The organism is Micromonospora sp. PLK6-60, assembly GCF_019890675.1.
Lineage (GTDB): Bacteria > Actinomycetota > Actinomycetes > Mycobacteriales > Micromonosporaceae > Micromonospora.
Genome location: NZ_JAIOAA010000028.1, coordinates 1 through 24,365, shown reverse-complemented (window position 1 = coordinate 24,365; position 24,365 = coordinate 1). Strand labels below are relative to the sequence as shown.

General features: G+C 73.5%; 25 protein-coding genes. 11 read left to right on the top strand and 14 right to left on the bottom strand.

The window, feature by feature from the left end:
- Positions 1-102: 102 nt before the first annotated feature.
- The 4 genes from K7640_RS28840 to K7640_RS28825 form a co-directional block, all read right to left on the bottom strand.
- Entirely contained in the window at positions 103-1,227 is a 1,125-nt protein-coding gene (locus K7640_RS28840; protein ID WP_222958097.1) for a glycosyltransferase family 4 protein, read from the bottom strand.
- A complete protein-coding gene (locus tag K7640_RS28835; RefSeq protein ID WP_222958096.1) occupies positions 1,224-2,483 on the bottom strand; it encodes a M48 family metalloprotease in 1,260 nt (419 codons plus the stop codon). The genes K7640_RS28840 and K7640_RS28835 overlap by 4 nt, the downstream gene beginning before the upstream one ends.
- A 127-nt stretch (positions 2,484-2,610) precedes the next feature.
- Positions 2,611-2,829: a hypothetical protein gene (locus tag K7640_RS28830; protein WP_222958113.1), complete on the bottom strand. Its 219-nt coding sequence runs from the start codon at positions 2,827-2,829 to the stop codon at positions 2,611-2,613.
- A 322-nt stretch (positions 2,830-3,151) separates the two neighbouring features.
- Complete coding sequence (locus K7640_RS28825) at positions 3,152-4,555, bottom strand: NYN domain-containing protein (protein ID WP_222958095.1); 1,404 nt, start codon at positions 4,553-4,555, stop codon at positions 3,152-3,154.
- 127 nt (positions 4,556-4,682) lie between these two features.
- Between K7640_RS28825 and K7640_RS28820 the strand changes: the two genes are divergently transcribed.
- The 5 genes from K7640_RS28820 (at position 4,683) to K7640_RS28800 (ending at position 10,254) form a co-directional block, all read left to right on the top strand.
- Positions 4,683-6,437: a DEDD exonuclease domain-containing protein gene (locus K7640_RS28820; RefSeq protein ID WP_222958094.1), complete on the top strand. Its 1,755-nt coding sequence runs from the start codon at positions 4,683-4,685 to the stop codon at positions 6,435-6,437.
- Positions 6,438-6,567: 130 nt separating this feature from the next.
- Positions 6,568-8,358 (top strand): bifunctional (p)ppGpp synthetase/guanosine-3',5'-bis(diphosphate) 3'-pyrophosphohydrolase, encoded by a 1,791-nt coding sequence (locus K7640_RS28815; protein WP_222958112.1) that lies wholly within the window; start codon positions 6,568-6,570, stop codon positions 8,356-8,358.
- 53 nt (positions 8,359-8,411) lie between these two features.
- A complete protein-coding gene (locus K7640_RS28810; RefSeq protein WP_222958093.1) occupies positions 8,412-8,948 on the top strand; it encodes an NUDIX hydrolase in 537 nt (178 codons plus the stop codon).
- 59 nt (positions 8,949-9,007) lie between these two features.
- Positions 9,008-9,970, top strand: coding sequence for a sugar phosphate nucleotidyltransferase (locus K7640_RS28805; protein WP_222958092.1), 963 nt, complete (start codon positions 9,008-9,010; stop codon positions 9,968-9,970).
- Complete coding sequence (locus K7640_RS28800; protein ID WP_088972423.1) at positions 9,967-10,254, top strand: Lrp/AsnC family transcriptional regulator; 288 nt, start codon at positions 9,967-9,969, stop codon at positions 10,252-10,254. The genes K7640_RS28805 and K7640_RS28800 overlap by 4 nt, the downstream gene beginning before the upstream one ends.
- 54 nt (positions 10,255-10,308) lie before the next feature.
- Here K7640_RS28800 and K7640_RS28795 read toward each other — a convergent pair whose 3' ends face one another.
- The 5 genes from K7640_RS28795 to K7640_RS28775 form a co-directional block, all read right to left on the bottom strand.
- Positions 10,309-10,992, bottom strand: a complete 684-nt coding sequence (locus K7640_RS28795; protein WP_222958091.1) for a DUF4142 domain-containing protein — start codon at positions 10,990-10,992, stop codon at positions 10,309-10,311.
- Positions 10,993-11,307: 315 nt separating this feature from the next.
- A complete protein-coding gene (locus K7640_RS28790; protein ID WP_222958090.1) occupies positions 11,308-12,933 on the bottom strand; it encodes a cytochrome bc complex cytochrome b subunit in 1,626 nt (541 codons plus the stop codon).
- Positions 12,930-14,015 carry a ubiquinol-cytochrome c reductase iron-sulfur subunit gene (locus K7640_RS28785; protein WP_222958089.1) on the bottom strand — a complete coding sequence of 362 codons (1,086 nt, stop codon included), beginning with the start codon at positions 14,013-14,015 and terminating at the stop codon, positions 12,930-12,932. Before K7640_RS28785 ends, K7640_RS28790 begins: the two co-directional genes overlap by 4 nt.
- Positions 14,016-14,082: 67 nt before the next feature.
- Positions 14,083-14,919: a cytochrome c gene (locus K7640_RS28780; RefSeq protein ID WP_222958088.1), complete on the bottom strand. Its 837-nt coding sequence runs from the start codon at positions 14,917-14,919 to the stop codon at positions 14,083-14,085.
- A 72-nt stretch (positions 14,920-14,991) separates the two neighbouring features.
- Positions 14,992-15,591, bottom strand: coding sequence for a heme-copper oxidase subunit III (locus K7640_RS28775; protein ID WP_222958087.1), 600 nt, complete (start codon positions 15,589-15,591; stop codon positions 14,992-14,994).
- 108 nt (positions 15,592-15,699) lie between these two features.
- Between K7640_RS28775 and K7640_RS28770 the strand changes: the two genes are divergently transcribed.
- The 4 genes from K7640_RS28770 (at position 15,700) to K7640_RS28755 (ending at position 19,011) form a co-directional block, all read left to right on the top strand.
- Positions 15,700-16,677: a cytochrome c oxidase assembly protein gene (locus K7640_RS28770; protein WP_222958086.1), complete on the top strand. Its 978-nt coding sequence runs from the start codon at positions 15,700-15,702 to the stop codon at positions 16,675-16,677.
- Positions 16,678-16,901: 224 nt separating this feature from the next.
- Positions 16,902-17,297 (top strand): hypothetical protein, encoded by a 396-nt coding sequence (locus K7640_RS28765; RefSeq protein WP_222958085.1) that lies wholly within the window; start codon positions 16,902-16,904, stop codon positions 17,295-17,297.
- 118 nt (positions 17,298-17,415) lie between these two features.
- Positions 17,416-18,462, top strand: a complete 1,047-nt coding sequence (trpD, locus tag K7640_RS28760; RefSeq protein WP_222958084.1) for an anthranilate phosphoribosyltransferase — start codon at positions 17,416-17,418, stop codon at positions 18,460-18,462.
- A 336-nt stretch (positions 18,463-18,798) separates the two neighbouring features.
- Positions 18,799-19,011 (top strand): hypothetical protein, encoded by a 213-nt coding sequence (locus tag K7640_RS28755; protein ID WP_222958083.1) that lies wholly within the window; start codon positions 18,799-18,801, stop codon positions 19,009-19,011.
- Between the two features lie 113 nt (positions 19,012-19,124).
- On the opposite strand, the gene K7640_RS28750 is transcribed toward K7640_RS28755, so the two are convergent.
- Positions 19,125-19,553: a cytochrome c oxidase subunit 4 gene (locus K7640_RS28750; RefSeq protein ID WP_222958082.1), complete on the bottom strand. Its 429-nt coding sequence runs from the start codon at positions 19,551-19,553 to the stop codon at positions 19,125-19,127.
- A gap of 10 nt (positions 19,554-19,563) precedes the next feature.
- Positions 19,564-20,517: a cytochrome c oxidase subunit II gene (gene coxB / locus K7640_RS28745; RefSeq protein WP_222958081.1), complete on the bottom strand. Its 954-nt coding sequence runs from the start codon at positions 20,515-20,517 to the stop codon at positions 19,564-19,566.
- Between the two features lie 170 nt (positions 20,518-20,687).
- Between coxB and K7640_RS28740 the strand changes: the two genes are divergently transcribed.
- Together K7640_RS28740 and K7640_RS28735 are read left to right on the top strand one after the other, a co-directional pair.
- Positions 20,688-21,839 (top strand): aminotransferase class V-fold PLP-dependent enzyme, encoded by a 1,152-nt coding sequence (locus tag K7640_RS28740; RefSeq protein ID WP_222958080.1) that lies wholly within the window; start codon positions 20,688-20,690, stop codon positions 21,837-21,839.
- Positions 21,836-22,063, top strand: coding sequence for a sulfurtransferase TusA family protein (locus K7640_RS28735; RefSeq protein WP_222958079.1), 228 nt, complete (start codon positions 21,836-21,838; stop codon positions 22,061-22,063). The genes K7640_RS28740 and K7640_RS28735 overlap by 4 nt, the downstream gene beginning before the upstream one ends.
- A gap of 62 nt (positions 22,064-22,125) precedes the next feature.
- On the opposite strand, the gene K7640_RS28730 is transcribed toward K7640_RS28735, so the two are convergent.
- From K7640_RS28730 to erpA, 3 genes are all read right to left on the bottom strand, one after another.
- Positions 22,126-22,665, bottom strand: a complete 540-nt coding sequence (locus K7640_RS28730) for an ATP-binding protein (RefSeq protein WP_222958078.1) — start codon at positions 22,663-22,665, stop codon at positions 22,126-22,128.
- Complete coding sequence (locus K7640_RS28725; protein WP_222958077.1) at positions 22,662-23,639, bottom strand: carbohydrate kinase family protein; 978 nt, start codon at positions 23,637-23,639, stop codon at positions 22,662-22,664. Before K7640_RS28725 ends, K7640_RS28730 begins: the two co-directional genes overlap by 4 nt.
- 226 nt (positions 23,640-23,865) lie before the next feature.
- Positions 23,866-24,234, bottom strand: coding sequence for an iron-sulfur cluster insertion protein ErpA (gene erpA / locus K7640_RS28720; RefSeq protein WP_222958076.1), 369 nt, complete (start codon positions 24,232-24,234; stop codon positions 23,866-23,868).
- Positions 24,235-24,365 lie beyond the last annotated feature (131 nt).

The window sequence follows — 24,365 nt, the reverse complement described above, 5'->3', positions numbered from 1 at the left end:
GCTTGCAAGATCGCGCTCGAACGTGGAAGTAGTGGCCTCAGCTCCGCGCCGAGGCCACTACTTCCCGGGCAGAGCGCGATCTTCGCGCAGAGCGCCTGGCAATCACCCGGCGAGCAGGTCGGCCATCCGCCGCGCCTGCGTCTCCCAGCGCCACTCCCGCTCGACCCAGGCCCGCCCGGCCGCGCCGAGCTGGCGGGCCAGGTCGCGGTCGGCCAGCAGGGTGGCCACCCGGTCGGCGAGCTGGGCGACGTCCCGGCCGCGCACGACGTATCCGGTCTCGCCCTCGCGGACCGCGTCCGGGGCGCCCCCGGAGTCACCCGCGACCACCGGCAGGCCGGTGGCGGACGCCTCCAGGTAGACGATGCCGAGCCCCTCGACGTCCAGCCCCCGGTTGCGGGTCCGGCAGGGCATCGCGTAGACGTCACCGGCCGCGTAGTGCATCGGCAGCTCGGCGGTGGGGACCGAGCCGGTGAACACCACGTCCCGCTCGACACCCACCTGCCGGGCCAGCTTCTCCAGCGCCGCCCGGTGCGGCCCGCCGCCGACCACCAGCAGCGCGGCGTCCGGCACCCGGCGGCGGATCTCCGGCATCGCCCGGATCAGCATGTCCTGTCCCTTGCGCGGCACCAGCCGGGACACGCAGACCACCACCGGGCGGTCGGCCAGCCCCAGCCGGACCCGGACCGGCTCGCCGTCCACCGACGGGTGGTAGGTGTCGGTGTCCACGCCGGGGGCCAGCCGGCGCAGGTCGGTGAGCCCGTGCAGGGCCCGGTCCAGCCGCACCCGGGTGTATTCCCCGAGGTAGGTCACCACGTCCGCGCCGCGGCCGATGCGGCGCAGCAGGGCGCGGGCGCCGGGCAGCGCCGCCCAACCCACCTCGTGCCCGTGGGTCAGCGCCACCACCCGCCCGATCCCGGCCCGGCGCCGCAGCCCGGCCGCGAGCAACCCCAGCGGAGCGGCGGCCCCGAACCACACCGTGTCGCAGCCGTACGACCGGGCCAGGGCGGTCGCCCGCCGGGCCACCAGCGGGGTGGGCAGCAGCACCCGGGTCCGCTCGCGGACCACCTCGAAGGGCTGGTCGGCGTCGAACTTCTCCGCCCCGCGCCAGCTCGAGGCGTAGACCACCACGGAACCGGCGGGCTGCCGGACGGCGAGGTTGTGCACGAAGGACTGGATCCCCCCGGGGCGGGGTGGGAAGTCGTTGGTGATCAGCAACGTCCGGGTCATCGGCCGGTCTCCCTGGCGTAGGCGCGGGCAGCGGCCATCCGCTCCACGGTGGACGGGTGCGAGGCCGACCACAGGTATTCCCAGCGGGGCGGGTCGGGATCGGCCAGGTTCACCCCGGCCAGTCGGCGCTGCATCGCCTCGAAGGTGGCCGGGTCGCCGGTCAACGTCAGGGCGTGCGCGTCGGCCCGCGCCTCGACCAGCCGGGACACCAGCGCCTGGGCCGGCGCGGCGACCAGCCCGGCGACCGTGACCAGGGCCAGCAGCAGGGGGAACGCGCGCGGCTCGGCGATCGAGTCGACACCGGCCAGCCGCAGCAGTGCCGACCAGGAGCCGAGCAGGTACAGCGCGACCACGGCGGCCGCCGCGCCCAGCGCGCCGAGCAGCGTGCCGGCCCACACGTCGCGGTCCTTCGCGTGGCCCAGCTCGTGCGCCACCACGCTTGTCACCTCGGCCGGGGTGGCCTCCCGCAGCAGGGTGTCGTAGACCACCACCCGGCGGGTCGGCCCGAGCCCGGAGACGTACGCGTTGACCGCCCGGGTGCGCCGGGACGCGTCGGCGACCAGCACGTCGCGGACCGGCACCCCGTCCCGGGCGGCCATGCTCATCAGTTCCTGGCGCAGCGGGCCGGGCTCCATCGGGGTGAACCGGTTGAACACCGGCTCCACCAGCACCGGCAGCACGAAGGAGAGCAGCACCACCAGGCCGGCCGCGCCGGCCGCGCCGAACGCCCACCACCAGCGCGGGGCCAGCCGGGTCACGGTGTAGAAGCCGAGCAGGGCGACCGCGGCGATGACCGCGCTGACCGCGTACGACTTGAGCAGGTCGACGGCCCAGCCGCTCCAGCCGTGGGTGCTCAGCCCGTACCGGCTGAGCACGCTCTGCCGCCAGGCGGAGAAGGGCAGGGTGAGCAGGTCGGCGACGAGCACCACGGCCAGCCCGCCGAGCACCGCCCGGGCCACCCAGTGGTCGCCGAACGGGCGGCCGGCCGCCTCGACCAGGCGCGCGCCCAGCGGGGTCAGCCCGAGCGCCAGGGCCACCAGCAGGCCGACGGCGAGCGCGCCGTAGCCGCCGGGGCGCAGCGCGGCGTGGAAGGCGCGGCCCCGGGCCACCTGCTCGGCGGGGAGCGTGCGCAGCGCGGCGAGCTGGTCGGCCCGCGGCGCCGGTGGGCGCGCCCAGGGGATCAGCAGGGCCGCGGCGAGCAGCAGCCCGGCGACCAGGGCGGCGAGGGTCAGCAGCGCCCAGCCGCGCGGGGTCATCCGCGCGCCCGACGTCGGGCGGCGCCGGCCGCGCACCGTACGCCCGTCATGTCACCGCTCCTCCCGCCGAGAGCGCCCATCCTATTGCCCGCGCCGGACGGCACGGCGGGGGTGCGGGGCGAACGGCTCAGGCGACTCGGCGGCTTCGCCTCGGCCGGCGACCAGCCGCGCGGGTCGTAACCTCCAGCACTTCCACTTCGAAGCCGGCCCGCGTGAAGACCTCGACGGCGTGGTGTTCGGCGGGGTCGAGCCGGGCCGCCGGCGAGTCCGTGTCGAGCAGGGCGGTCACCAGACAGCCGGAGCAGCCGGCCCCCCGGATCCCGCACCCGTCGCAGTCGATCAGCATCCTGCCTCCTGACAGCTGTGCGGCGGTGGCGGGCGCCGGGACGGGCGTCGCGAGCACCCGGCCACCGTCGGTCAGGTCGGACACTAGCCCCCGGGTACGACAGAACCGGACAACCAGTGATCAACAGCGACATGCGGCACCTGGCGGTGTCGTTACCCGGTGCCACTCCCCCGGACAGCGCCAGCCGCGACAACGCCACCCTCCCCGACCCGACACCCCGACACGCCGCAAGACGGCCCCACCCCTGCCCGGGATACCGCCAGTCGCGGCAAAACGCCCTTCCCACCCGGGGCCGACACCCCGAGGGACCGGCCTCGGCCGGTCAGGAGCGGGACAGCCGGCGCAACAGTGAGTCGGCGCCCAGCGGGTAGGCGCCGTGTCGGCGCACCCCGTCGGCGACCTCCCGGTCGGAGGAGACCACCACCAGCGGGCGGCCGGCCGGCTCGGCCCGCACCAGCCGCCGGATCAGCTCGTCGGCGGTCTCGCCCTTGCGGGAGAAGAGCACCCGCACCCCCCGGGGCGTCGGCGGCAGCCCGTGCATCCGCTCGGCGCCGTCGAAGACGACGGTCACCTCGTCGCCGGTCTGCGCGGCGATCCCGCCGAGCCCGGCGATCAGGCGTTTGCGCTGCTGTTCCAGGGACATCTCACCGAACCCGCGCTTGGTGACGTTGTAGCCGTCCACCACCAGGTGGGCCTTCGGCAGCGCGAGCAACTGGTCCAGCCGGGCCGGGTCGTCGGTGTCCCGGGCGCGGGTGGCGGGGCCGGTCGCCCCGGTCGTCCCGGCCGCGCTGTCGGCGAACGCGTCGGCGACGAAATCCGCCGGCATCCGGTCGACCGGGTCCAGCGCCAACTCCCGGCGCAGCCCGACCGCCGCCTGCCCGATGGTCTCCAGCAGCAGCCACAGCTTCGCCTCGTCGACCGAACGGGCCTCCTTGGCGCTGGCCCGGGCCACCCCCGCCGCCGCCTCCGCCTCGGCCAGCCGGGTCCGGACCCGGCGCAGCTCCGCGTCGGCGTCGGCCGCCGCCCGCGCGGCCCGGCCCCGCTCGGTGGCCAGCAGCTCGCCGGCCTTGCGCTCCCGGGCCTGGATCTCGCGCAGGGTACGGGCGACCTGCCGGGACTCCTCGCGCAGCTGCCCCAACTCCTCGCGGACCCGGGCCAGCTCGTCGCGGAGCTTCTCCGCCTCGACCCGGGCCACCGCCCGATCGTGCTCGGCGCGGGTGGCCCGCTGCTCGGCCTCCCGGACCAGCTCGGCGACGACCGCGCTGTCCGCCTCGGCGCGCACCGCGGCGCCGCTGGCCTCGATCAGGTCCCGCCAGCCCCGGGGCCGGGCCAGGTAGGCCAGGGCGGCCACCTCGACCGGGTCGGCGGCGGCGGGCGCGGTGCCCTCGACCACGGCGGCGCCCAGGTCGCCCGCGTCGGCCAGCACCCGGGCGGTGACCCGCTGGCGGAACAGCGGGTCGGCGGTGAGCTGCGCGGCGATCATCGGCGCGCCCAGCCGGGCACGCCGGTTGGGGGCGAACTTCGCCACCCGGCGCAGCGGCACCGGCACCTCGTCCACGGGCAGCCCGGGCAGCACCGTCGCGGTGAGCGTCACGATCCGCTGCCGGACCGGCTCGGGCAGGACCGGCTCCGGCTCGGCCGGCCCGGAGTCCTCACCGGCACCCGGCACGGCGACGGCCGACTCCTCCACGGGGAGTCGATCGTCGTGCGGGTCGGTGAGGGGCATGTGGCAAGTCTCCCACCGCGGGCGGGCCCACCGCCTGGTGAGTGAGCCGATCTCTCATCCTAGACCGGTGGTGACGCCTGAGGCCGTTGGGACGGGAGTGTCGGACCGGGGCGTTACGGTGCCGGCCGTGGCGGGACAGGAGTACGTCCAGGCGGCGCTGGCCGGCCTGGACCCGACGGTGAACGGGGTGGACCCGGCGCTGCCGTTGCACGCGACCACCTTCGTGGTGGTCGACCTGGAGACCACCGGCGGCGCGCCGGACGGTGGCGGGATCACCGAGATCGGCGCGGTGAAGGTGCGCGGCGGCGAGCAGTTGGGGGTGCTCGGCACCCTGGTCAACCCGGGCGTCCCGATTCCGCCGTTCATCACCGTGCTGACCGGGATCACCCAGGCCATGCTGCTGCCCGCGCCGCCGATCGAGGAGGTGCTGCCGAGCTTCCTGGAGTTCCTCTCCGACGCGGTGCTGGTCGCCCACAACGCCCCGTACGACGTGGGCTTCCTCAAGGCGGCCTGCGCGAAGCACGGCTACCGGTGGCCCAACCCCCGGGTGCTGGACACCGCGGCGCTGGCCCGCCGGGCGCTGCTGCGCGACGAGGTGCCCAACCGCAAGCTGGGCACCCTGGCGGCCTACTTCCGCACCGCCACCCAGCCGACCCACCGGGCGCTGGACGACGCCAAGGCCACCGTGGACGTGCTGCACGGGCTGATCGGCCGGCTCGGCGGGCACCGGGTGCACACGATCGGCGAGGCGATCGAGTTCGCCCGGGCGGTCACCCCGACCCAGCGCCGCAAGCGGCACCTGGCCGAGGGGCTGCCGAAGGTGCCCGGGGTCTACATCTTCCGGGCCGCCGACGACCGCCCGCTCTACGTCGGCACCTCCGGCGACATCGCCACCCGGGTGCGCAGCTACTTCACCGCCGGGGAGAAGCGGGCCCGGATATCCGAGATGCTCGCCGCCGCCGAGCGGGTCGAGGCGGTCGAGTGCGCCCACTCGCTGGAGGCGGAGGTCCGCGAGCTGCGGCTGATCGCGGCGCACGCGCCGCCCTACAACCGCCGGTCGAAGTTCCCGGAGCGGATGGTCTGGCTGAAGCTCACCGACGAGGCGTACCCCCGGCTGTCGGTGGTGCGCAGCCTCTCCCCCACCGACGCGGCATACCTGGGGCCGTTCCGCTCCAAGCAGGCCGCCGAGCTGGCCGCCGCCGGGTTCCACGACGCGGTGCCGCTGCGCCAGTGCACGCAGAAGCTCTCCCGGCGCACCACCGCGCCGGCCTGCGCGCTGGCCGAGCTGGGTCGCTGCCCCGCGCCCTGCGAGCACCGGATCTCCCCGGAGGAGTACGACGAGGCCGCGGCGGCCCCGTTCCGCACCGCCACCGCGAGCGACCCGCAACCGGTGGTGGACGCGCTGCTGGCCCGGATCGACGCGCTCTCCGCCGGGCAGCGCTACGAGGAGGCGGCGGTGGTGCGCACCCGGCTGGTGGCGGTGCTCCGGGCCACCGTACGCATGCAGCGGCTGGCCGGGCTGACCGGCATCGCCGAGCTGGCGGCCGCCCGCCGGGCCCCGCACGGCGGCTGGGAGCTGGCCCTGGTGCGGCACGGCCGGCTGGCCGGCGCGGGCGTCTCCCCGCCCGGCGTCCATCCGCGACCGACCATCCAGGCGATCCGGGCCACCGCCGAGACGGTGCTGCCGGGGCACGGGCCGGTGCCGCGGGCCACGGCCGAGGAGACCGAGCGGATCCTGTCCTGGTTGGAGCGCCCGGAGACCCGGCTGGTGGAGATGTCCTCCGGATGGTCCTCTCCGATCGCCGGTGCGGCCCGCTTCCGTGACCTGCTGCACAAGGCGGAGAACGCCTCGTCCGCCCAACTCTCGACCGAACGCTCATGAGCAAGTGACCGATCGGACCACCTCGACTCACTTACTCTGTTAGAGGAGTGCAGTCCTGCCCGATTCGTGGGCCTGCTTCCGGTTGCCGATTTCGGCGGCCGTGGAGCCCGGGGTGGAGGAGGTGTCCCAGGTGGACGTCGACGCCGGACGCGGCGCCGCCCTGGGGGGCGCCCTACCGACCCAGCCGGGCGAGCTGCCGCTGGCCCGCCGACTGCGCTCGCTGCTGACCTGGCCGACCACCGACAACGACCCGGTCGCCCACCTGGTCCGCACCCACCGCGGCATCCACGCCAACGCCGACGCCTCGGTGCTGCGCCGGGCATACACGATCGCCGACAACATGCACCGCGGCCAGTTCCGCAAGAGCGGCGAGCCGTACATCACCCACCCGCTCGCGGTCGCCGAGATCTGCGCCGAGCTGGGCATGGACACCACCACCCTGGTCGCGGCGCTGCTGCACGACACGGTCGAGGACACCCGCTACACGTTGCAGGCGCTGGCCGAGGACTTCGGGCCGGAGGTCGCCCACCTGGTCGACGGGGTGACCAAGTTCGACAAGGCGTTCTACGGCAAGGCCGCCGAGGCGGAGACGGTCCGCAAGATGATCGTCGCGGCCGGCAAGGACGTCCGGGTGCTGATCATCAAGCTGGCCGACCGGCTGCACAACATGCGTACCCTCGGCGTCCGCTCCGCCGCCTCCCGGGAGCGGATCGCCCGCAAGACCCAGGAGGTGCTGGTCCCGCTCTGCGACCGGCTCGGCATCCAGACCCTCAAGCGCGAGCTGGACGACGTGGTGCTGCTGCACCTGGAGCCGGACGAGCACGCCCGGCTCGCCCGGTTCGTGCACGACCGGCCCGGCTGGGACGGCTACCTCGACGACGTGGTGGCCCGAGCCAGGGTGGCGCTGCGCCGCAGCCGGGTCGACGCGGAGGTCGCGCCCCGGCCCCGGCACCTCTACTCGATCTGGAAGGACACCGTCGCGGGCGACCACACCGCCCCGTACGATCTGCCCCGCATCGTGATCGTGGTGGACGGCCCGGCCACCGACTGCTACGCCGCGCTCGGCGCGGTGCACGGGCTGTGGCGTCCGGTCCCCGGCCGGTTCAAGGACTTCATCGCCTCCCCCAAGAACAACCTCTACCGGTCGCTGCACACCAGCGTCCGCGGCCCGCAGGACCGCACCGTCGAGGTGCTGATCCGCACCGACGAGATGCACCGGTCCGCCGAGTACGGCGTCGCCGCCCACTACCGCTTTCCGCGGGCGGCCGGGCGCGCCGCGGACCGGGCCGACGAGCTGGCCTGGCTGCGCCGGGTGCTGGACTGGGAGCAGGAGACGGTCGACCCGACCCAGTTCATGGAGTCGCTGCGCTGCGACCTGGCCGAGGCGCAGATCCAGGTGGTGGCGGACGGCCGGCAGGTGGTGCTCCCGGCCGGCGCCAGCCCGGTCGACCTGGCGTACGAGCTGGGCACCGAGCGCGGTGACCACTGCCTGGCCGCCCGGATCAACGGCCGGCTCGCCCCGCTCTCCTCGGAACTGGAGGAGGGCGACGTGGTGGAGATCTTCACCGAGAGCGACGCGGAGAGCGGCTTCGAGGCCGACGCCGCGCCCCGGGGCCCGCGCCGCGAGTGGCTGGGCTTCGTCAAGTCCCCGCACGCCCAGATGCAGATCAACCGCTGGTTCGCCGAGCACACCGAGCCCGGCATCTCCATCGCCGACAAGGTACGCCTCGGCCGGGCCACCATCGGGCTGGCGCTGCGCAAGCACGACCGGGGGCTGGCCAGCGACCTGCCGCTGCTGCGGCTCTCCGAGGAGCTGGGCTACCCCGACCTGGAGACCATGCTGGTGGCGGTCTTCGACCGGACGGTCGAGCCGGACACCGTGGTACGCCAGCTCATCGACCTGGTGGACCACCGCCAGTGACCCGGTCGCAGGGCGAGCGCCTGCGGGGCACGGCCGCCCACTAGCCTGGAAACATGATCCCCCGCTCGCGTGCCACCGGCCGGGCCGTCGCGTACCAACTCTTCTACCGGTTGCCGGTGCCGCTGCGGCGCCGCCTGGTCCGCCTGGTCGTGCCGAAGTACATCGTCGGGGCGGTCGCCCTGGTCCGCGACTCGGAGGCCACCGACGGCGCCGGCCGCCTGTTGCTGCTGCGCCAGCCGCCCGGCTACAGCTGGACGCTCCCCGCCGGCCTGCTCCAGCGGGGCGAGGCCCCGGTGGTGGGCGCGGCCCGGGAGCTGTTCGAGGAGAGCGGCATCCGGCTCGACCCGGCGCGGCTACGGCCCGCCGTGCCGAACGCGGTGGTGCACGCGCAGGGCTGGGTGGACGTGGTGTTCGAGACGGAGGTGCCGGCCTCGACCACCGAACTGGTGGTCGACGGCGCGGAGGTGTTCGAGGCGGCCTGGCACCCGCTGGACGACCTGCCCCGGCTGAGCCGGGCCACCGCCCGGCTCCTCGGCCACTACGGCATCGGCCCGGAGCGGACGCCGCCGGCCGGCGGCACCCCGACGTGACCGGCGGGCGCTCCGACGCCCGCCCCGGCGCGACGGACGCGGCCTCCGGCGGTCGTGGGATGACGACCGCCCACGGCGCGGCGGGGCCGGGCTGGCGGACGGCCGTGCCGGTCTGCGCGGTGGTGCTGGCCGCCGGCGAGGGCACCCGGCTGCGGCCGCTGACCGAGCGGCTGCCCAAGGCGCTCTGCCCGGTGGGCAACGTCCCGCTGCTCGACCGGGCCCTGGACCGGCTGGCCGGGCTGGGTCTGACCGGCCCCGATCGGGTCGCGGTGAACGCGTGCTACCTGGGTGGGCAGGTGGTCGCCCACGTCGGGCGGCGCGCCCACCTCTCCGTCGAGCCGGGCGACCCGCTGGGCACCGCCGGTGGCCTGGGCAACCTGCGGGACTGGATCGCCGGCCGGGGGGTGCTGGTCGGCAACGCCGACGCCTACCTGGCGGACCCGCAGGCGCCGCCCGGGCCGGACCTGGCCGCGCTGCTGGACGGCTGGGACGGGCGCGGCGTACGCCTGCTCGGCCAGCCGGCGGCGGACCGGTCGGAGCCCGGGACGTTCGACGGACACCGGTTCGTCGGCTTCTCGCTGCTGCCGTGGCACCGGGTCGGCGAGCTGCCGGCCACCTTCGGTGACCTGGTCCGCGCGGTGTGGCGGCCGGCGGAGGCCGCCGGCGAGCTGACCGTGGTGCGGTACCCCGGCACCTTCTACGACACCGGGACCCCGGCGGACTACCTGGCGGCCAACCTACACGCCGCCGGTGACGGCAGCCTGGTGGACGGGACCGCCACGGTTACCGGCCGGGTGGAGCGCGCGGTCGTCGGCGCCGGCGCGGTCATGCGCGGCCAGGTCACCCGCGCGGTGCTCTGGCCGGGGGCCACGGTCGGGCCGCGGGAGCGGTTGACCGACGCGATCCGCGCCGACGGCGGGCTGACCGTCCCGGCGGGTCCGATCCGGGCGGCCGGGGCCGCCGTGCCGGGCGAAACCTCTAGCATGGGCGACGACGCCGACGAACGGAGAAATGTCCCGTGATCACCGCGATCGTGCTGATCGACTGTGCCACCGACTCGATCCCCGAGGTGGCCGAGAACCTGGCCAACCTGCCCGGCGTCAGCGAGGTCTACTCGGTGGCCGGCCACGTCGACCTGATCGCCATGGTCCGGGTCCGCGAGTTCGAGCAGATCGCCGAGATCATCGCCGGCAGCATCTCCAAGGTCCCCGGCGTGCTCAACACCGAGTCGCACATCGCGTTCCGCGCCTACTCCCAGCACGACCTGGAGGAGGCGTTCGCCATCGGGCTGGCCAGCGCGGACTGACCGGTGGCCGGTCCGCCCCGGACGGGCGGACCGGCCACCGTCGGCCGTACGACGTCAGCTCTGGCTCGGAGCCGGCGTGCCGGTGTTGCCGCCACCCGGGGCCGGCGACTCGGTCGGGCCACCCGGGGCCGGCGACTCGGTGCCACCCGGAGCCGGGGACTCGGTGCCACCCGGAGCCGGCGAGGCCGAGCCGCTGGCGGTGGCCTGCGGGACCGGGATGCCCAGCTGCTGGGCCAGGGCCACCAGGGCGTCGTAGTGCGCCTGGAGGACCGGCAGCGCGTCCTGCGCCAGCTGGACCACGGACTGGTCGGAGCCCTGCGAGATCTCGGTCTGCGTGGCCTGGATCGCCTGCACGTGGCCGGCCAGCTCGGCGGTCACCCACGCCTTGTCGAACTCGGCGCCGCTGAGGTTCTTCAGCTTGTTGATCACCTTCTGCTGATCAGCGGTCGGCTTGTTCGGCAGCTTGACGTTCAACTGCTGCGCGGTGCTCTTCACCGTCTGGTCCAACTGGGTGTGGTCGGTCACGAACTGGGCACCCAGGTCCTTGACCTGCTGGTTCTGGCCCTTCTGCTTGGCCAGGTTGCCGCTCTCGACTTCGGCCAGGTTGACCTGGTGCAGCGCCTGCAGGTACTGGGTGTCCTGCGTCGACGGCTGCGCCGAGGCCTGCGCCGCCGCCGCGGGCGCCAGCCCGACCAGCACCAGTGCGGCCAGCACTCCCAGGCGTTTGATACCCAACATGTTCCCCCCCTTGTTCCGTTGGACCGCACGGATACCCGACTGGCCGGGGATATTCCTGCGATCCCGCCCGTGCCCGAGGTCCGGATGTCCGGTCGGGGCAGCGGTGACGAGGGGTGCGTGACCGGACGGGCGGTGGCTCTCGGGCCGACTTACGGCCTGCCCCGCCACCCCGTCAGGCCGACTTGCGGCACCCCGGCCTGACCGGCCGCCCCATCGGGCCGACTTGCGGCACCCCGGCCGGACCGGCCGCCCGAAAAGGGGCGTGGCGCCCGCCGGAGATCCGGCGGGCGCCACGAGGTGCTGCGTGTGGGGCGGTCAGCGGCGGCTCTCGCCGCTGCCGATCTCCTCCCGCTCGGCGCGGGGCTCGACCGGCGGGTGCCCCGGCGAGACCGGCGCCTCGGCCGGCTTCTCGATCGGGTAGAAGAAGCCCCGGATGGCGGGCCCGAGGGCGCCGAGCCGGTTCATCTTCTTCGGCACCACCCAGCCGACGTACTCCAACTCGCCGTGCCCGTCGTGGTCGGCCGCGGTCAGCGGCTGGTGCACCTCGACGAACCGACCGTCCGGCAGCCGCCGGATGATGCCGGTCTCCACGCCGTGCGCCAGCACCTCACGGTCGTGCTGCTGCAGGCCCAGGCAGATCCGGTAGGTCAGGTAGTAGGCCAGCGGCGGCAGGAGCAACAGGCCGATCCGGCCACCCCAGGTCATCGCGTTCAAGCTGATGTGGAACTTGTCGGCGATGACGTCGTTGGCGCCCGACAGGGTCAGCACCAGGTAGAACGTCACGGCCATCGCGCCGGCGCCCGTCCGGGCCGGAACGTCGCGGGGCCGCTGGAGCAGGTTGTGGTGCCGGTAGTCCTTGAGGTGCCGGGCCTCCAGGAACGGATAGAACAGGGAGATCATCACCAGGATGCCCGGGAGCACCACGGTGGGCCAGAACAGCGGCGGAATCACGTATCCGTCGCCGATCGGGATGTTGATCTCCCAGGCCGGCATGAGCCGCGTCGAGCCGTCGAGGAACATGACGTACCAGTCAGGCTGGCTGGCGGCCGAGACCACCCACGCCTCGTACGGTCCGAAATACCAGATCGGGTTGATCTGGAACAGGCCACCCATCAGCGCGATCACGCCGAAGACGACCATGAAGAAGCCGCCCTGCTTGAGCGCGTAGCGCGGGAACATCCGCTCGCCGACCACGTTCTCGTTGGTCCGGCCGGGGCCGGGCCACTGGGTGTGCTTCTGCTTGAAGACCAGGCCCAGGTGGACGCTGATCAGGGCGACCAGCAGAGCGGGGATGAGCAGCACGTGGGCGATGAAGAACCGGCTGATGATGATCGTGCCCGGGAACTCCCCGCCGAAGATCGACGAGGTGAGCCAGGAGCCGATCACCGGGATCGACAGCATGATCGCCGAGGCGATCCGCAGGCCGGTGCCGGAGAGGCCGTCGTCCGGCAGCGAGTAGCCGGTGAAGCCGGCCAGGAAGCCGACCCAGAACAGCAGCGAGCCGATGATCCAGTTGGTCTCGCGCGGCTTGCGGAACGCGCCGGTGAAGAAGATCCGCAGCATGTGCACCACGATCGCGGCCATGAACAGCAGCGCCGACCAGTGGTGCATCTGCCGCATGATCAGACCACCGCGGACATCGAACGAGATGTCCAGGCTGGAGGCGTACGCGGCCGACATCGGGGTGCCCCGCAGCGGGGCGTAGCTGCCGTTGTAGACCACCTCGGTCATCGCCGGCTCGAAGAAGAAGGTCAGGAAGACCCCGGTCAGCAGCAGCACGATGAACGAGAAGAGCGCGATCTCGCCGAGCAGGAAGGACCAGTGGTCGGGGAAGACCTTGTTCAGCAGCTTGCGCAGCGGGGTGGCCGCCTGGAAGCGGTCGTCCAAAGCACCGGCGGCCTTGCCCGGCACCGCTGCTACGTCAATCTTTCGGCGCTTCATGGCCGCTCCCAGAAGTCGGGACCGATGGTTTCGGTGTAGTCGGACCTCGCCACGAAGAAGCCCTCCTCGTCCACCTCGATCGGCAGCTGCGGCAGCCGCCGGCTGGCCGGGCCAAAGATCGGCTTGGCGTTGTCGGTGATGAGGAACTGGGACTGGTGGCAGGGGCAGAGCAGCCGGTTGGTCTGCTGCTCGTACAGGCTGGCCGGGCAGCCGGCGTGCGTGCAGATCTTGGAGTATGCCGCGTAGTTGCCCCACATGTAGTCGCCGTGGCCCACCCGCTCGTTGGCGGCGCGGGACTTCTCCGCGTCGTCCTCGCGCAGGTGGATCAGCAGCGTCGGCGAGTCGGCGTGCTTGTTGCTGACGCCGTGGTCGATGCCGGGGAAGACCGTGAGCTGGCCGCCGGCGCTGACATCCGACGGGCGGATCGGCCGGCCGTCCTCGCGGACCAGCCGGATCTTCTCGCCGCCCTCGCCCGGCGCGAAGCCGGTGGTGAACATCTGGTTGTTCTTGTGCGGGTTGGAGATCAGCCCACCGATCAGCGGAGCCGCGGCGACCGCGCCGACCGGCAGCAGACCGAGCACCGCGGAGAAGCCGAGCAGCGGCCGGCGCCGCACGCCCATCTCGTCGGCCAGGTAGAGCATGGTCTCGCCGGTGATCTTCCGGTCCTCCGGCGGGCCCGGCTGGTCGTGCCGGTCCTGGATCGAGACCTCCTTGGGCAGCAGCTTCTTGCCCCAGGTGAGGATGCCGAAGCCGATGCCCAGCAGGGCCAGGCCCAGGGTCAGACCGAGCAGCGGGGTGTAGAGCTTGTCGCCACCCCGGCCGGCCTCCCACTGCCACGGCCACCAGATGTAGATCACCAGGAAGGCGGTGGCGGCCACGCCGGTCAGCAGGAACATCGCGGCGACCAGCCGGACCAGCCGGCGCTCGGCCTTGGTGCCCGGGACGAGCTGCTCCTCGTAGTGGACGATCTCGATGTCGTCCCGCCGCGCGCCCTCCCGCACGATGTCGAACCGGGAGAGCCGGGGGTCGTTCACGTCGAGCGGCTCCCGGCCCTGCGGGGCGTGCTCGGTGTGGGTGCTCATGCCGTCACCTCGCTACGGGTGGCGCCGGGGGTCGGCGCCACAGCACTGATGCCAATGATGTGCTCGGTCACGACTTGCCCGCAATCCACAGGCTCGTGAAGACCAGCGCGACGATGCCGACCAGGAAGATCGCCAGGCCCTCGGTGGAGGGGCCGTAGCGACCGAGGTTGAACCCACCCTGGTCCTGGTTGTGCTTGAGGGTCTCCTGGATGTAGGCGATGATGTCCGCCTTCTGCTCCGGAGTGATCTGGTTGTCGCCGAAGACCGGCATGTTCTGCGGGCCGCTCAGCATGGCGGCGTAGATCTGCCGGTCGCTGGCCGGCGCGAGGCTCGGCGCGTACTTGCCGGAGGAGAGCGCGCCGCCACCACCGGCGAAGGCGTGGCACTGCGAGCAGTTGATCCGGAACAGCTCGCCACCGGCGGCCATGTCGGCGTTGCGGTGCAGGTTGTTGCCCTCGGGCACCTGCGGGCCGCCGCCGAGCTCCTGGATGTACTGGCCGAGCTGGCGCACCTGCTCGTCGGTGAAGGACGGCGGCTTGCGCATGGCCTGCGCCTCCTGGCGGGCCATCGGCATGCGGCCGGAGCTCACCTGGAACTCGACCGAGGCGGAGCCGACACCGATCAGGCTCGGACCACGACCCTCGACGCCCTGCGCGTTGCGACCGTGGCAGGTCACGCAGCTCACGTCGAACAGCGCCTTGCCGTCGGCGGCGGCGCCGGTCAGCGGCGGGTTTTCCTGCGCCTGCACACCGGGGGCGAAGGCGGTGTAGGCGCCGCCGGCCAGCGTCAGCGCGGCGATCAGCCGGACCGCGGCGCCCAGCCGGCGGCGGCCCCTGCTGCGCGCCGCGGGCCGCCCGCGCAGCCGCGCGAGCAGACCGCGTCGGCGGTCGTTGTCAGAAGTCATGACCTGTGTCCTTAACCGGTTGGACCTTGTCTCAGGGGACGAAGCAGCGGCGCGGTACGTGACGCGCCAAGATCACTGAAGCCAGTAGATCATGGCGTAGAGCCCGATCCACACCACGTCGACGAAGTGCCAGTAGTACGACACGACGATCGCCGAGGTGGCCTGCGCCGGGGTGAACCGGCCCATGGTGGTGCGGATCATGAAGATGATGAAGGCGACGAGACCGCCGGTCACGTGCAGGCCGTGGAAGCCGGTGGTCAGGTAGAACATCGACCCGTACCCGTCTCCGTTGATCTTCACGCCCTCGTGCACCAGCGTCCGGTACTCGTTCGCCTGGCCGAGCACGAAGATCAGGCCCATCACGAAAGTGATCGTGAACCAGCGCCGCAGGGCGTGGACGTCACCCTTCTCGGCCGCGAAGACACCGAGCTGGCAGGTCACCGAGGACAACACCAGGATCACCGTGAAGGTGGTCGCGTAGGGGATGTTGAGTACCTCGGTGTGCTTCTCCCACTGCTCCGGCGCCGCCGCGCGGATCGAGAAGTACATCGCGAACAGCGCCGCGAAGAACATGAGTTCGCTGGAGAGCCACACGATCGTCCCGACGCTGACCATGTTGGGCCGCGTCAGGGAGTGGATCCGGCTCTTGTCAATGGCTGGGGCCGCAGTCACGCGGTCATTATTGCCCTTGACCGGCGCGAGCGATCAGCGGGGTGGCAAACCGGCGCCATCCGTGGCCCGATCGTGGGGGTCCGGTTCGCCTGGCCTAGCCTGAAAAGCGTGCTGCACGTCGATTCGATCTTCGCCGCCACCTCGGCCGGGACCACGCCGCTGGCCGCCGAGACGCCGCCGCCGTTCACCATCGCCCGGGTCTTCACCGAGGTCGAGGTGGACAACTGGCTGACCCTGGGGCTGGTGCTCGCCGCCGGACTCTACCTCTACGGGGTGCACCGGCTGCGGCTGCGCGGCGACCACTGGCCGGTCCTGCGGACGGTGTTCTTCCTCGGCCCGGGGCTCGGCGGCATCGCGGCGGTCACCCTCAGCGGGCTCGGCGCGTACGACACCACGCTGCTCTCGGTGCACATGGTGCAGCACATGGTGCTCTCCATGATCGCGCCGATCTTCCTCGCCCTCGGCGCGCCGGTCACCCTGGCCCTGCGCACCCTGCCGGTACGCCCGCGCAAGCGGCTGCTGGCGGTCGTGCACAGCCGGCTCGCCCGGATCTACACCTTCCCGCTGGTGGCCTTCGCCATCTTCGTGGTGAACCCGTTCGTGCTCTACTTCACCGACCTCTACCGGTTCACCCTGGAGCACGGCTGGGCGCACGAGCTGGTGCACGCGCACTTCATCGCCACCGGCTGCGTGTTCTTCTGGCCGTTGCTCGGCCTGGACCCGCTGCCGGGCCGCTGGCCGTACCCGGGTCGGGCCCTGCTGATGCTGCTGTCGGTGCCGTTCCACACGGTGCTCGGGCTGACCATCATGCAGAGCACCACGCTCTTCGGCGGCGACTGGTACCCGTCGCTGGGGTTGACCTGGGCGGACCCGTGGGACGACCAGCGGCTCGCCGGCGGCATCCTGTGGGCCGGCGGGGAGTTCGTCAGTGTGACGATGCTCGCGGTGCTGGTCGTGCAGTGGATCCGCCAGTCCGAGCGGGAGGCCCGCCGGCTGGACCGCGAGCTGGACCGGCAGGAGGCCCGGCAGCGGGCCGCCGAGGCGGCCGAGGCGGAGGCACCCGCCGCGCCCGGCACACCGGCCTGACGGCCGCGCCCTGCCCGCCCGCGTCCCCGCCTCGCCGCGTCCCGCCCGCCCGGGCGCAGCCCGACCTGCCGCAACCCGGGGCTTCCCGGCGCGCAGACAGCCCGACCCGCCGCACACCGCGCTCGCCCGCCCACCCGCGCCGCAGGGGACCGGGGCGGGGCGTCGTGCTCGTCACACCGACCGCTAGGATCGGCGGGCAGCTACGAGGTGGGAGCCAGCCAGCGATGAGCGATCGTCTTTGCACCGTCCTGCTCTACAGCGACGACCCGGAGGTCCGGGACCGGATGCGACTGGCCGTCGGCACCCGGCCGGCCCCCGGCCTCCAGATCGAGTTCGCCGAGGCGTCCACCTACGCCGAATGCATCCGGCTGGTCGACGACTACGAGATCGACCTGCTGCTGCTCGACGGCGAGGCCAGCCCCGGCGGCGGCCTCGGCATCGCCCGCCAGATCAAGGACGACCGGGACGACGCCCCGCCCACCTGCGTGGTGATCGCCCGGGCCGCCGACCGCTGGCTCGCCGCGTACGCCCAGGCCGACGCCACCCTCGTGCACCCGCTCGACCCGGTGACCACGGGCACCACCGTCGCGGGGCTGCTGCGGGCCCACACCCCGGCCTGACCGCACCCGGCCGCGCCACCCGGCAGCGTCGCCGGTACGCGCGCACACCGAGCGAGCCGGTCGACCCGCGCCGGCCGCCGACCCACCACCGCATCCACGCCCGCTCGGGAGGCCCACCATGGGCGAACGGACCTGGCCGCACCTGCTCAACGCGCTGCTGCGCCGCGAGGAGCTCTCCACCGCGGACACCGCGTGGGCGATGGACGAGATCATGACCGGCGCGGCCGGTGGGGCGCAGATCGCCGCCTTCGCGGTGGCGCTGCGGGCCAAGGGCGAGACCCCGGCCGAGCTGGCCGGCCTGGTCGAGGCGATGCTCGGCCGGGCGGTCGAGGTACGCCTGCCCGAGGAGCTGCGCGGCAGCGCGCTGGACGTGGTCGGCACCGGGGGTGACCTCGCCCACACGGTGAACATCTCCACGATGACCGCCCTGGTGGTGGCGGGGGCCGGGGTCCGGGTGGTCAAGCACGGCAACCGGGCGGCCTCCTCGCTCTGCGGCACGGCGGATCTGCTGGAGTTCCTCGGCGTGCCGCTGGACCTGGACCCGGAGCAGGTGGCCCGGTGCGTGACCGAGGCGGGCATCGGGTTCTGCTTCGCGGCCCGCTTCCACCCCGGCATGCGGCACGCCGGCCCGGTCCGGCGGGAGATCGGCGTACCCACCGCGTTCAACTTCCTCGGCCCGCTGACCAACCCGGCCCGGCCCCGGGCCGGCGCCGTGGGCTGTTTCGACCTGCGGATGGCCCCGGTGATGGCGCAGGTGTTCGCGGACCGCGGCGACTCGGTGGTGGTGATGCGCGGCGAGGACGGCCTCGACGAGTTCAGCACCGCGGCGCCCACCCGGGTCTGGCTGGCCCAGCAGGGCACCGTGAGGGAGGCGGTGCTGGACGCGACGGAGCTCGGGGTACCCCGGGCCACCCTCGGTGACCTGCGGGGCGGGGACGCCGCGTACAACGCCGCGGTGGCCCGCCGGCTGCTGGCCGGGGAAACCGGGCCGGTCCGGGACGCGGTGCTGGTGAACTCGGCGGTGGCGCTGGCCACCCAGGGTCCGCTGGACGGCGACCTGACCGCCGTGCTCCGGGCCGGGCTGGACCGGGCCGCCGAGTCGATCGACTCGGGCGCCGCGGCCGCCGTGCTGGACCGGTGGGTCGACGTGGCCCGGTCGGCCTGAGCCCCGGCCGCCCCGGCTGCTGAGCCCCCGCCCTTGCTGGACCCGGCCGGGCCGTCCGCCCTCGTGTGGACCCCGGCCAGGCCGTCCGCCCCTGCTGAGCTGGGCTGGGGCCGCGCCGGCCGGCGTCGTCGCCGAGGCTGTCGGACCCCCGTGCCAAACTACAGGCGAGTAGTTCCCACCGGCTCGTCCGCCAGCCGCCTGTCCGCCAGCCGGCTGTGCGACGGCCACCGGCTCCGCGCCGGCCAGCGGCCGAGCAACCGGCCACCGGACGCCGCACCCGCGGCGGGAGCCCCGGGCCGCCGGCCGGCGGGAGCCCGGCAGCGAGAGGAGACGCCCGTGTCGGACCGCGAACTGCACTGCGAAACCTGCGAGGGCGTGCAGTCGTTCGAGACGCCGCCCTGCGTTGACGGTCACGGGGCCGACTGCCCCGAGCTGATCTGCACCGGCTGCGGCAGCGCGGTGTTGATCGCCACGTTCACCTTCCCCGCGCCCCGGCTGGCCGACCGGCGCCGGGCGCGCCGTTCCGCCCCGCACCGCCGGGCCGCCTGAGCCGGCACCCGACCGGAGGAGGACAGCCCGACGCGGCCGTACGCCAGCCGCCCAGCACGACGAAGGCCCGCCTCCCGAACGGGAGGCGGGCCTTCGTGACGGTACGTGTCGGCTCAGTGCTCGGCGGTGCGCCGGGTGCCGGTGTAGTACTCGAAGAGCAGGCCGCAGGCGCCGAAGACGACCGCCACCAGGCCGAGGCCCACCAGCCACAGCTGCCAGAAGACCAGGCCGAGACCGGCGATCGCGGCGGCCAGGGCCAGGCCGAACGGCCAGTAGCTGCCCGGGCTGAAGAAGCCGATCTCACCCGCGCCGTCGGCGATCTCGCCGTCGGGCCGGTCCTCCGGCCGCAGGTCGATGCGGCGGGAGACGAACCAGAAGAAGCCGCCGCACATCGTGCAGAGCAGGAACGACAGCAGCAGCGCGGTGGTGCCGACCCACTCGATGTGGCCGCCGGAGTCGCCGGCGGTCCAGGCGCCGTAGAGGATGGTCGCGAAGAGGAGGAAGCCCGCGATCGTCAGGAAGATGCGCCATTCGGTCTTCATGCCCGCCCCCTCACTTGCCCGCGCCGGCGGTGGCGGCGTCCGGGTTGAAGTTAGCCGTGCTGCGCCGGGTGTCGAACGGCTTGGTGGTCTGGGCGTACGGCTCCTCGCCGATCGACTCCAGCGCCTCCTGCGTCGACTTGCCGGACTTCTTCGCCGCCAGGAACTGGTCGTACTTCTCCGGCGAGACGACCCGCAGCTCGAAGTTCATGAAGGCGTGGTAGCTGCCGCACAGCTCGGCGCAGCGGCCGACGTACGCGCCCTCCTGGTCGAGGCTGGAGACCTCGAAGACGTTGCGGACGCTGCCCGGGAAGACGTCCCGCTTGAACAGCAGCTCCGGCACCCAGAACGAGTGGATGACGTCGCGGCTGGTCTCCTCGAACCGGATCGAGCGGCCGGTCGGCAGGACCAGCACCGGGATCACCTCGCTGGTGCCGAGCACCGAGGCCTCCGTGTTGGCGTCCCGGCCCTGGCCGTCGCGGTAGTTGAACTGCCAGTTCCACTTGAAGGCGACGACCTCGACCGTGACGTCCGGGTTCTTCGTGGTCCGCACGACGTCCGTCTGCACGATCGCGGTGTAGTAGAAGAGCACCGACACGATCAGGATCGGAGCGATCGTGTAGAGGAACTCCATCGGCAGGTTGTACCGGGTCTGCACCGGCAGCTCGTTGCCCCGCTTGCGGTAGCGCACCACGCACCAGAAGATCAGGCCCCAGACGAACACGCCGACCGCGAGCGCCGCGATGCAGGACGCGATCCACAGGTCGTACATCCGGTTGGCCTCGGGCGTGATGCCACCCTGCGGCCAGCCGAAGCCGCCGAACGCCTTGCCGACGTCACAGCCGGTCAGCAGGACCAGCAGCGCCGCGCCACCCAGGCCGAGCCCGGCGAGCCGACCGGCACCCCGCCCCCGGCGCGCGCTGTGCCGCACGGCCGACGGCCGTACCTCCGAACTCCTTGCGACCACCTGGTCCTGCCTCCCTAGCGCGCCGTGGTGGTGGATTTCCCTCGACACCACGGCAAAGGCGTCACCGACGGTCGCAGATTACTCGACCATGACCGGCTGGACCGTGTTGGGGTCACTGTCCGCCCCCATCGGGGGATCTTGGCCGCACCCGGGCGATAGCGTGGGGACCTGTGAACGCTTCCCCCGTCTATCTCGACGCGGCCACCGCCGTACCGCTGCACCCGGTGGCCCGGCAGGCGCTGCTGGCGGCCCTCGACGACGGCTGGGCCGACCCGGGCAAGCTGTACGCGCCGGCCCGGCGGGCCCGCCAACTGCTCGACGCCGCCCGGGAGGCCACCGCGCAGGTCCTCGGCGTACGCCCCGACGAGTTGTCCTTCACCCCCAGCGGCACCGCCGCCGCGCACTCCGCCGTCCTCGGCGGGCTGGCCGGGCGGCGGCGGGCCGGCGACACGCTGGTGCACTCGGCGATCGAGCACTCCGCGGTGCTGCACGCCGCGCAGCGGCACGTGGCGGCCGGCGGCGCGGCGGTGCCGGTGCCGGTGGACCGGGTGGGCCGGCTCGACCTGGCCGCCTGGTCGGCGGCGGTCCGCTCCCCCGGCGTGGCGCTCGCCACGCTGATCGGCGCCAGCCACGAGGTGGGCACCGTGCAGCCGGTGCCGGCCGCCGCCGAGGTGTGCGCCGAGGCGGGGGTGCCGCTGTACGTGGACGCCGCACAGTTGGTGGGCCGGGTGCCGCTGCCGGCCGGCTGGTCGGTGTTGACGGCCAGCGCGCACAAGTGGGGCGGTCCGCCCGGGGTGGGGCTGCTGGTGGTGCGCAAGGGCACCCGCTGGGAGTCGCCGTGGCCGGCCGACGAGCGGGAGTCGGGGCGTACCCCGGGGGTGTTGAACCTGCCGGCGGTGGTGGCGGCGGCGGCGAGCCTGCGCGCGGCGGCGGCCGACGCGGCGGCCGAGGCGGTCCGGCTGGCGCCGCTGGTGGACCGGATCCGGGCCCGGGTGGCGGCCGAGGTGCCGGACGTGGAGGTGGTGGGCGATCCGGTGGACCGGCTGCCCCACCTGGTGACGTTCTCCTGCCTGTACGTGGACGGCGAGGCGCTGCTGCACGCGCTGGACCGGCGGGGGTTCGCCGTCTCCTCCGGCTCCTCCTGCACCTCCTCGACGCTGCGCCCGTCGCACGTGCTGGAGGCGATGGGGGTGCTCTCGCACGGCAACGTCCGGGTGTCGCTGCACCGCGACACCACCGAGGCAAACGTGGACCGGTTCCTCGCCGAGCTGCCCGGGATCGTCGCCGACCTGCGCGCCGAGGCGGGGGTGAGCGGGCTGTGAGCGAACCCGACGAGGTGCTGGACTGCCGGGGGCAGCGCTGCCCGCTGCCGGTGATCAACCTGGCCCGGCGGCTGCCCGGCCTGCCGGTGGGCGCGGTGGTCCGGGTGCTCGCCGACGATCCGGCGGCGGCGGTGGACATCCCGGCCTGGTGCCGGATGCGCGGGCAGGAGTTCCTCGGCGCGCACCCGGACGGCCCGGCGTACGACGTGCGCAGGGTGGGGTAGTAAGGAGGGGCCCCTTGTTAACGCCTCCGGTAGAGGAGGGGCCCCTTATTAACACCCCGGGCTCAGCGGAGGTAGGCGAGGATCCCCGGCAGGGGGTCGGTGTCGACGGCGGTGTCCACCACCAGCCGGGGCCCGACGTACGGCTCGTACTCCGCCCGGCGGATCAGCGTCTGGTCCCAGGTGGGATGGTGCTCGCCCGGCGGCCGGGCCTCGACCCGACGGCGGTGCTCCGCCTCGTCACCGCAGTGCACCTCGATCACCCGCAGCGGCACCCCGGCGCGCTCGGCCAGGTCGTGCCAGAGCCCCCGGGCGCTGGCCACCGGGTTGACCGCGTCGACCACCACGCTCAGGCCCAGCCCGAGCTGCACCTCGGCCAGCCCGGCGACGGCGCCGTACGCCGCCATGCCGGGCACGTCGCCGACCAGCCCGTACCGGGCCATCGCCCGCTCCACCGGGTCCACCGGCAGCACCGGGGCGGACAGCGCCGCGCCGACCCGGGTGGCGAGCGTGCTCTTGCCCACCCCGGGCAGTCCGGCGAAGGCCACGAGCAACGGGCCGCCGCCGGTGGGCGCGGTGCTCACCTCGGCCGCGAGGCCGCTCACGGCAGCAGGTGCGGCCGCACGTCCTCGGCGGCGGCGTCACCGTACGACTCGGCGAGCCGCTTGACGAACAGGTCGCGGCGCACCTCGTACTCCTGGCCGCCGAAGTTCTCCAGCACCAGGGTGGCGAGCAGGCAGCCGACCTGGGCGGCCCGCTCCAGGCTGACGCCCCAGTTGAGCGCGGCGAAGAAGCCGGCCCGGAAGCCGTCGCCGACGCCGGTCGGGTCGACGGCCTGGATCTCCCGGGCGATCGGCACGTGGATGGTGCCGACCTCCCGGCCGGCGATCTCCACGCCCTGCTTGCCCAGCGTGGTCACCCGGATCCGGACCCGGTCCAGCAGTTGGGCGTCGGTCAGCCCCGCCTTGCTCAGCAGCAGCGACTTCTCGTACTCGTTGGTCATCAGGTAGTCGGCGCCGTCGACCAGGCCGAGCACGTCGGCGCCGTCCATCCGGGCGAGCTGCTGCGACGGGTCGGCGACGAAGGAGTAGCCCCGCTCCCGGCACTCCCCCGAGTGCCGGATCATCGCCGCCGGGTCGTTCGCGCTGACCAGCACCAGGTCCAGCCCGCCGAGCCGCTGGGCGACCGGGGCCAGCTCGATGTTGCGGGCCTCGCTCATCGCGCCGGCGTAGAACGAGGCGATCTGGCACATGTCGGTGTCCGTGGTGCAGACGAAGCGGGCCGTGTGCGCCACCTCGCTGACGTGCACCGAGTCGCAGTCGACCCCGTGCCGCTCCAGCCAGGACCGGTAGTCGGCGAAGTCGGCGCCGACCGCGCCGAGCAGCACCGGCCGCAGGCCCAGCTGGGCCATGCCGAAGGCGATGTTGGCGGCGGTCCCGCCCCGCCGCAGCACCAGCTCGTCGACGAGGAAGGACAGCGACACCTTGTCCAGCTGGTCGGCGAGGAGCTGGTCGGCGAAGCGCCCGGGGAAGCTCATCAGGTGGTCTGTCGCGATCGAGCCGGTCACGGCGATCTTCATGTCAACCCTCGTGGTCGGGAGCAGGGCGCGGTCAGCCTACCGGTCCGGCGGGGACACCCGTCACGGGTCGGTGCGGAACCGGTCGCCAGGCGCACATCGAGACGTCACCGCCCGGACACCCGAAAGAGTACGACAAAAACGGCGAACCGCCCCAAGTCGGGGCGATTCGCCGTTTCGGGTCACCTCGCGGCGTCGGCCCGTCGGGCCCGGCCGCGGCCGGCGCGACTCAGCTGAACGAGTCGCCGCAGGCGCAGGAGTTGCCGGCGTTCGGGTTGTCGATGGTGAAGCCCTGGGCGTCGATCCGGTCGGCGAAGTCGATCGTCGCGCCGGCCAGGTAGGGGGCGCTCATCCGGTCGACGACGACCTCGACGCCGCCGAAGTCGGTGACGACGTCACCGTCGAGCGACCGCTCGTCGAAGAAGAGCTGGTATCGCAGGCCGGAGCAGCCGCCCGGCTGCACCGCGACCCGGAGCCGCAGGTCGTCGCGGCCCTCCTGCTCGATCAGGGCCTTGACCTTCTGCGCCGCGACGTCGGTGAGGACGACGGAAGTAGGGGCCTGGGCCTCGGTCGACTCGGTCTGCGCTGGCGTGGTCACGTGGAAATCTCCCTGCGCGGTATAGGTCCGGACGCACTGGCCAACATCGCGGCTGGTCCAGTGATTCCCGATGTGGTCCAGATCCGATCGTACGCCGCCCCGCCGCCGGCCACCCGGCTGGCGTGGCGGCC